A 6,901-nucleotide genomic window follows, 5' to 3' on the forward strand; every position below is an offset into this window, starting at 1 on the left:
ACACCTGGGCGGGAAAATCGAGTGTCTCAGCCGGCTTGATGGCGCTTCCGCGGTGCGATACTTGGCCTCATGCGGTTAAAACGCCTATCCGTTGCGCTGCAGCACCGCCAGGTAGTGGCGCCAGTCGTAGACGGTTTGCCCGGCACCATGGTGGTTACGCTCGATCAGGCGCTGGTGCTCGCACACGATCTGGCCTTCGGCGGCAATCACCAAGCGGTCTGCGTAGACCCGCAGGCTCACAGGCCGGTTGGCATACGGCGCCGGCACGCTGTAGCGATTGCGCTCGAAGTGGACCAGGCAGGTGGGTGAGACGCGCTTGGTGTGTTCCACAAAGCCATCGAAGGGCCGAGGCATCGGCATCAAGGTTGCCTTCTCTTGAGCCCAGACATCCGCGACGGTGCCCGGCAGCTTGCCGTGCTCGATCTCGTGCCACAGCGCCACACAGCGCTTCTCAAGCCAGGCATTGAGATCGGGCAGGCTTGGGAATGGCGGCACCACCTGCCACAGACGATGGCGGGCGTCGCGCACGTTGTTCTCCACCTGGCCCTTCTCCCAGCCCGAAGCCGGGTTGCAGAATTCGGCCTCGAACAGGAAGTGACTGACCATGGCCGCAAAGCGCGCATTGACGTCGCGTTCCTTGCCACGGCGCACCCGGTCTACAGCGGTGCGCATGTTGTCGTAGATGCCACGACGGGGCACACCGCCGAGCACGACGAACGCATGGTTGTGAGCGTCAAACAGCATCTCGTGCGTCTGCAGTGGATAGGCGCGCAGGTAGAACGCGCGGCTGTGGCTGAGCTTGAAGTGGGCTACCTGCAGCTTGGTGCGCACTCCGGCGAGAACAGCCCAGTCCTCGCTCCAGTCGAACTGGAAAGCCTCACCCGAGCCGAAGGCCAGGGGAACGAAGGTGCCGCGTCCGGTGGTCTGCTGGGCGACAAGGCGCTGCTCGTGCCAGACCCGGGCGAAGGCCGCTACCCGGTTGCAGGAGCCGCTGTAACCGAGCGCCTGCAGATCGACGTACATCTGCTTGACGGTACGCCGCTGCTTGCGGGATCGGCCTGCTTCTGTCTTGATCCAGCCCGAGAGCTTCGATTTGAAGGGATCGAGCTTGGAAGGGCTGACCCGCTTGGCGTAGTGAGGCTCGGCCTCGCCTGCGCGCAGGTACTTGCGGATGGTGTTGCGCGAGAGGCCCGTGCGGCGAGCGATCTCCCTGATGGACAGCTGCTCTCGCAGGGCCCAGCGCCTGATGACACTTAGTGTTGCCACGTCTATCACTCCTGGTCTCCTGCTGCTCAAAAAAGCAGCAGGTTAGGGTTAGTACGTGGGTCAGGTTTGGATGGAAATCCTAGGGTTTAGTGGGTCACTTCCGGGTGGAAATCAACACACATAGGCTTCGAAGCTGCGCGCCCATAAAACAAAGCCCACGCGCCGACCGAAAGGTCTCGGCCGTGGGCTTTTTTTTGGCCTGGCGCACTGCGCGGCGCCAATAGGGGTCGCTTCAGAAAACGGAAAAAATCGTACGCTAAGGCTTCTCGCAAACGATGGTCTGCGAGAAGCCTTGCTGAGAAGATGGCGCGGCGTGGCGTCGACGTGGCTGGGGTGTTCTCGAAAACCGTTCTCAATTCAAACGGCTTGGAACGGCGAGTTTCAAGAACGCAGGACGGTAGCCAGCGGCAAGAACAGGGTAAGCGGCGAGTCTGGCAAGGCAATGAAGCCGTGATGCCGGTAGAAAGCCGCTGCCGCCTCGTCCTTGGCGTCCACCATCAGGGCGAAGGCGGCAATCTCCGAACGGGCGGCACGGTCGAGCGCATCGGCCAACAGAGCACCACCTAGACCTTGGCTCTTGAAAGCCTGATCGACAGCCAAGCGGCCCATCCGAACGGCTGGCACGGTCGGATAGCGCGGCAGTTTCTTGACGGTGCTGGCCGGAAGATCGGCCAGCAGCAGGCTTGCCGAGGCCAAGGTGTAATAGCCAGCGATGCGCGACCCATCTGCCAAAGCCACGAAACAAGCAGCCACGCGGCGGCGAACGTCTTGGGTGGCTTGCTCGCGCAGGTAGCGATTCAGCGGCTCCGAATCGCTGTTGAACGCGGTGCGGTCATGCCCGGCATCAAGCGACGCGAGCCGGAACGGTGCACCGCTCATTCAGCGCGCAAGAGCTTGCTGCGACGGGCAAAGGCACGTTCCAGAGCTGGAGCCGGTAGCGGCGGCGACAGCAGCGCTTGTGCAAAGCATTCCTGATCGGCCAGCGAAAGCCGGATAACTTCCGCTTGCTCAATGGCGCGTTGCGCTGCGTCTTGGACGGCGGACACAACGAAATCGGTCATGGTGCGGCCTTGAAGTTCAGCGGCACGCTTGAGCATTGAATGCAGATCGGTGCTGATTCGGGCTTCGAGACGGGCGGTAGAGATGGCGACGGGCATGGCTTTGTCCTCCTGATCCAATGATACGGCAAATTGCCGTACAACTCAAGGCGGAATTTTCGGCGATTCCGGCTTACCGCACGATCTCTTCCGTTTTCTGAAGCGGCCCCCAGTAGCCACGCCCACGCCTCCAGGTCGTTGCAATTGCATCGGAGCCGTGATTAAATCGCATCATGATTGCCGACCCAACTCCCACCCCCCCCGCTACCGCTGCACGCTTGTCTTCGTTGGCTGAGCTGTGGCAGTACATCGATGATGCAGCGCCCGCACCAAAGAACACCTCGACTGCAAGAACAGGCCTTGCCAAGGTAAAAATGGGCGTGAAATTCGGAAAGAGGACTTACGCCGTTGCCATCGACAATGAGCATGCCTACCGGATTCTCAAGCGCGGCATCTCCAGTAAAGCAATCGGGCCTCTTGCTGCCTTTCTGGGCCTGGGCAAGGGCAATGTGGCTGAGTACCTGGATATGGACCGGGTGACCGCCAATCGGCGTGCTCAGAAAAATCAACCACTCCCAGACCATGCGGCGGAAGGCGTCTTGCGCCTACTTGAGTTGAACCGGATGGCCGTTGATACTTTCTCGACCGAGGAAGAAGCCACAAGATGGTTACGCCAGCCTCATCCCATGCTGGATGGCGACACGCCCCTTGATGCTGCGAGAAACTCATTTGGGAACGAGCGCGTCAAAGAGATTCTTGTCGCTATCAAATACGGCGGTGCCGTTTGAGCACCACCGTCTGGCGCATAGGCTTTGTACCGAGCCCGCAACCTGCTATTGCAGCCATCCTCGGATCGCTTGGCTACGGTTCAACCCTGGCCAATGGCCGTTGGCATACCAAAGGGCCTGCGCAGATCGTTTATGCGGGCTCCAGTCGGGCCCTGTGCCAGCTGGAAAAGCGCGTCCACTGCAACGGAGCCAATCCTGCCAATCAAGCCCTCATGCGCCTTGAATTGCCCGCCAGATCGGAAATCCTGCATGCGGCAGATCTGGGCCTCCCAAAGGACTGGCATGACCACATGGCAGCGACACAATCCATCGGCATGAACTGGCTTGCGTCCGGGGCGAGCCTGGGTCTTTGGGTGCCGTCATTTGTCGAGCGCGACGAAATGAACCTGCTGATCAACCCGGCCCATTCCCAATACGGGGCCATCCGGTTGGTCGTCGAGCGCAACCCTTTCGAATTCGACCCTCGCCTGTTTTAACGCATTGCCTAGGCCAACAGCGGCAGAAACCAGACGGCTCTTGGCACGGGTCTTTCATGCCATGAAGGGGCAGGGCGGGGCCTTCACACAAGGCCCCCGAGCACGTAGAATGGACGGTATTTCCTTTGGCGATCTTGGCCTCGTGCCAACCTTTCTTTTTATCAACCCCGATGGGCACCTCATGCCCCATCCGGGGCTGGTGCCCATCTTCAATTCATGGAGATGGATATGACAAAACAAACCGCTACATCTGGCCAACCGAAATACGCCTTGGGCCAGTTGTTGACGCCGACCGAAAACTGACCCACTGGGGGTGCGGCGGAAATCTTGGACTACCTGGAGGTAGTTCATTTATTCATACGAAGACCGCATCCGAGCGGTCACGCTCTACATCAAGCTGGGCAAGCGCACCGGGGCGACTATCCGCCAGTTGGGCTACCCGACGAAGAACTCTTTGAAAAGCTGGCATGAGGAGTACGAGCGGCGCCTGGACCTGTCGTCCGGCTACGTGCGTTCGAAGCCGAAGTATTCTCAAGTTCAGAAGGAGCAGGCTGTCAAACACTACGCCGAGCACGGGCGCTGCATCGCCACCACGGTCGAGGCGTTGGGCTATCCTCGGGACAGGAAGGGCACGACCATCGAGCAGTTCATTGAAGTGGTCGACTCGTACATCCGCTGGTACAACGAGAAGCGGATCAAGATCTCCCTTGGGGCCCTCAGCCCGATCGAATACAGGGTGAGTCTTGGACTTGCGGCATAAAACCAGTCCAAGTTTTTATCCGCACCCCCTTACCACAGCCATGTCGTGTAATGTTCATGGGCAGCGGTCACCGCACCGCCTCCCACGGATTGAGAATGATCGCGCCCGTTGGCTGGAAATCAGCAACGTTGCGAGTAACCATCGTCATGCCGTGCACAAGGGCCGTTGCCGCAATGAGTGCATCGCGCTCGCCGCGCTTGTCGGGGACATGCAACCGTGCGCAGCGTTGCGCCACGGCGGTATCAATAGGCAGCGTGCGGCCGGAGAACTCGGGCAATACGTGCTGCTCCAGCCATGAGCGCAGCATGGCCCCCTGGGTGGCGTCCTTGCGTTCAATCGACAGAACGCCAAGCTCCAGCTCCATGATGGTGATGGCTGACACAAAGAGATCGGCGGCATCAACGCTTTCCGCCCATGCGGTCACGTTCGCATCGGCCTTGCCACTGCGTACCTTGCGCAGCTCCGACACCACGTTGGTATCAAGAACAAACATCATGTGAAATCAACCGGCCGGGGTTTGATGGTCACACGCGGCGGCACAAACTCGATGTCGGCGATACCCGGCATTGCCAGCGCATCGGCAATGTTGCGCCGCTGCTTGGTGAGCCGCTGATACTCCTCAAAGCTCATCAGCACATGGGCCGGTCGGCCGCGATCTGTAATGAACACTGGCCCGTTGTTTGCGGCCCGTTTTGCCTCGCTCGCCCCTTGGTTGAACTCGCGGCTTGATAGGGTGGTGATGGTCATAACTGCACCTCCGATAGGCGATAAATGTAGCCATGTTACTACAACATAAAAAAGGGAGCAAGCGTTTTTAGAGTCGGCAAACGGTGATTTCCTAGCCCTGCCGCCCGGGCCTTTGACAGGATGGCCGCTGCCTCGGCCCAAATGCCCGTGATCTTTTCCTTCGCCATGTTGGTGCGCAGGTACCATTCAGTTCGGAGACCGCATCTCCGTCAACTGAAGTCCGAACCGTTTACACAGAAATTCGGACACGCCCTCCTGCCTCCGTCCTCAACTACGGAGATCACGATGGCGACTACGCAAGAGTATCTGAGCAGGAGTCGGCTGTTTCGGCGCCTGAGAAGCGGTATCTACGGCCCATTTATCGAGCTGTATGGGGCGGGCACGCCTCGTGGAGGTCGGGCTCTCCAAACCCGGCACGTGGCGCTCCCTCAACAAGGTCAGCAATTCTCCTGGCTTGGATGGCACCCTTGAGCCCCAAACGTACAATCGCCCGCGGGCAGCCAGCGGATGCAAGTAGCCGGCCGCGCACAGCACCGCGTGTAGCGCATCGGCCGTTTGCCCCTTGAGCCAACACCGGTCCATGCGGTTGTCGTGTTTCAGATGCCCGATGCTGCGCGGGTTGCTGCGAGCCATGATGGCGACCGGGCCGCTGCCGCTCAAGGTGCTGCGTGTGTCTGAGGTATATCGCTAATTAGACACCCCTAAGTATTGCCGCGTTGTACAAGCATCGCTGTCAGGTGGAGTTGTTCTTCAAGTGGATCAAGCAACACCTGCGCATCAAGTTAAGCGGCTTGAAGACCCGGCGGGGCAGGAAGCAAGAGGCCAAGAGTCATCAATTGCGAGTGGCGCTTCGGGCCGTTTTTGCGGGATCAGCGTGACAATGTGTGCCTGTTGAGCGCAAATGAGGGCTCGTGATGTCCCAATTGGGATGGGTGCAAATCCTGTATGATCAACAACTTACGTCGATTGGTTACTTATTGAGTGCAAAAATTGCTATTGAAACGCAGCAATTTTTTTGCCCTCCGAAGCCAAGGGTCGTGGGTTCGATCCCCGCCAGCCGCACCAAAATCAATGACTTACGTGGGTTTTTCATGGCCCAGGCAGTGGTCAAGCAATCTTCCAATCCTGAAAATTGCCCCTTCTGCGGGCTGTCCAGTCATAGAGGCCTATGGTCGTGGCCTGCTTTCGCAGGACTTCATGGCCCATCTGTGGCCCACGCGTGGCCCACTGCCAGCGCGGAGTTGGCCGCTTTGAGGGTTTTTTGACTATTGGCCCGTTGGCCCACGGTAGTCGCTCTCATTTAACGCGTGAATTGGCCTCGCGGGACACGGATGGTTTCGGACGGATTGGGCCCTCTGTCTGGTGGCTCTAAGCCGCTGTCAGAACTCGCGCAGCGGACTGGACTGTCTTCGCTCGCGGTACGGCAGATCCTGTCGGGAACGAGTGCACCACGGATCACCAATGCGATGGCGTTGGCGCAGGAATTGGGGCTTGAACTGGTACTCGTTCCAACGGTAGTGGCAGATGGCCTTGAACGGCCACCCAAGAAAGCGCAGCGTACTGTGGTTACCGACCTGGAGAGGCTGCTGGGTATCCGCCCCGATGGAAGCATCGGACAAGGCGAGGGGCACGGGTGATCCGGGACGGTGTTCGCGTCCCGGAGCTGCTGAGGTCAGGGCAATCGCATCTAAAAAATAGAGTCAAATCCAACGACACTGCAGCGCTTGAGTAATCTGCCAAGCGCTGTTTAGATGAGCCTGCTGCAAC

The 6,901-nt window shown here is 59.4% G+C and carries 8 protein-coding genes and 2 pseudogenes; 5 read left to right on the plus strand and 5 right to left on the minus strand.

Features of this window, described 5'->3' with window-relative positions:
• Positions 1-93: 93 nt before the first annotated feature.
• The 3 genes and pseudogenes from istA to BLW02_RS18920 all read right to left on the minus strand — a co-directional run.
• Positions 94-1,275 (minus strand): annotated as a pseudogene (istA, locus tag BLW02_RS18910) (IS21 family transposase); the annotation flags it as partial.
• Positions 1,276-1,647: 372 nt separating this feature from the next.
• Entirely contained in the window at positions 1,648-2,145 is a 498-nt protein-coding gene (locus tag BLW02_RS18915) for a GNAT family N-acetyltransferase (protein ID WP_086926369.1), read from the minus strand.
• Entirely contained in the window at positions 2,142-2,423 is a 282-nt protein-coding gene (locus tag BLW02_RS18920) for a type II toxin-antitoxin system TacA family antitoxin (RefSeq protein ID WP_067511936.1), read from the minus strand. Before BLW02_RS18920 ends, BLW02_RS18915 begins: the two co-directional genes overlap by 4 nt.
• Positions 2,424-2,596: 173 nt before the next feature.
• Between BLW02_RS18920 and BLW02_RS18925 the strand changes: the two genes are divergently transcribed.
• The 3 genes from BLW02_RS18925 (at position 2,597) to BLW02_RS20490 (ending at position 4,387) form a co-directional block, all read left to right on the plus strand.
• A complete protein-coding gene (locus BLW02_RS18925; protein ID WP_082763069.1) occupies positions 2,597-3,151 on the plus strand; it encodes an antitoxin Xre/MbcA/ParS toxin-binding domain-containing protein in 555 nt (184 codons plus the stop codon).
• Positions 3,148-3,627, plus strand: a complete 480-nt coding sequence (locus BLW02_RS18930) for an RES family NAD+ phosphorylase (RefSeq protein WP_157667092.1) — start codon at positions 3,148-3,150, stop codon at positions 3,625-3,627. The genes BLW02_RS18925 and BLW02_RS18930 overlap by 4 nt, the downstream gene beginning before the upstream one ends.
• A gap of 349 nt (positions 3,628-3,976) precedes the next feature.
• The gene (locus tag BLW02_RS20490) at positions 3,977-4,387 is read left to right on the plus strand and encodes an IS3 family transposase (RefSeq protein WP_369825332.1); all 411 of its coding nucleotides are present in this window, start codon (positions 3,977-3,979) and stop codon (positions 4,385-4,387) included.
• 67 nt (positions 4,388-4,454) lie between these two features.
• On the opposite strand, the gene BLW02_RS18940 is transcribed toward BLW02_RS20490, so the two are convergent.
• Positions 4,455-4,883, minus strand: a complete 429-nt coding sequence (locus tag BLW02_RS18940) for a type II toxin-antitoxin system VapC family toxin (protein WP_198314750.1) — start codon at positions 4,881-4,883, stop codon at positions 4,455-4,457.
• Positions 4,880-5,134 (minus strand): type II toxin-antitoxin system Phd/YefM family antitoxin, encoded by a 255-nt coding sequence (locus BLW02_RS18945; RefSeq protein WP_067511925.1) that lies wholly within the window; start codon positions 5,132-5,134, stop codon positions 4,880-4,882. The genes BLW02_RS18940 and BLW02_RS18945 overlap by 4 nt, the downstream gene beginning before the upstream one ends.
• Before the next feature lie 704 nt (positions 5,135-5,838).
• On the opposite strand from BLW02_RS18945, the pseudogene BLW02_RS20350 reads away from it, so the two are divergent.
• Both BLW02_RS20350 and BLW02_RS19840 read left to right on the plus strand, forming a co-directional pair.
• Positions 5,839-6,012 (plus strand): annotated as a pseudogene (locus tag BLW02_RS20350) (transposase); the annotation flags it as partial.
• 453 nt (positions 6,013-6,465) lie between these two features.
• Positions 6,466-6,771, plus strand: coding sequence for a helix-turn-helix domain-containing protein (locus BLW02_RS19840; RefSeq protein WP_139285419.1), 306 nt, complete (start codon positions 6,466-6,468; stop codon positions 6,769-6,771).
• The last annotated feature ends 130 nt before the right edge of the window (positions 6,772-6,901 follow it).

Source organism: Acidovorax soli (assembly GCF_900107605.1).
Classification (GTDB): Bacteria; Pseudomonadota; Gammaproteobacteria; order Burkholderiales; family Burkholderiaceae_C; genus Acidovorax; species Acidovorax soli.

Excerpts from the sequence above, each read along its gene's own strand:
- BLW02_RS18920 (WP_067511936.1), bottom strand. The coding sequence starts at position 2,423 with ATGCCCGTCGCCATCTCTACCGCCCGTCTCGAAGCCCGAATCAGCACC.
- BLW02_RS18945 (WP_067511925.1), bottom strand. The coding sequence starts at position 5,134 with ATGACCATCACCACCCTATCAAGCCGCGAGTTCAACCAAGGGGCGAGC.
- BLW02_RS18915 (WP_086926369.1), bottom strand. The coding sequence starts at position 2,145 with ATGAGCGGTGCACCGTTCCGGCTCGCGTCGCTTGATGCCGGGCATGAC.
- BLW02_RS18925 (WP_082763069.1), top strand. The coding sequence starts at position 2,597 with ATGATTGCCGACCCAACTCCCACCCCCCCCGCTACCGCTGCACGCTTG.
- BLW02_RS18940 (WP_198314750.1), bottom strand. The coding sequence starts at position 4,883 with ATGATGTTTGTTCTTGATACCAACGTGGTGTCGGAGCTGCGCAAGGTA.
- BLW02_RS19840 (WP_139285419.1), top strand. The coding sequence starts at position 6,466 with ATGGTTTCGGACGGATTGGGCCCTCTGTCTGGTGGCTCTAAGCCGCTG.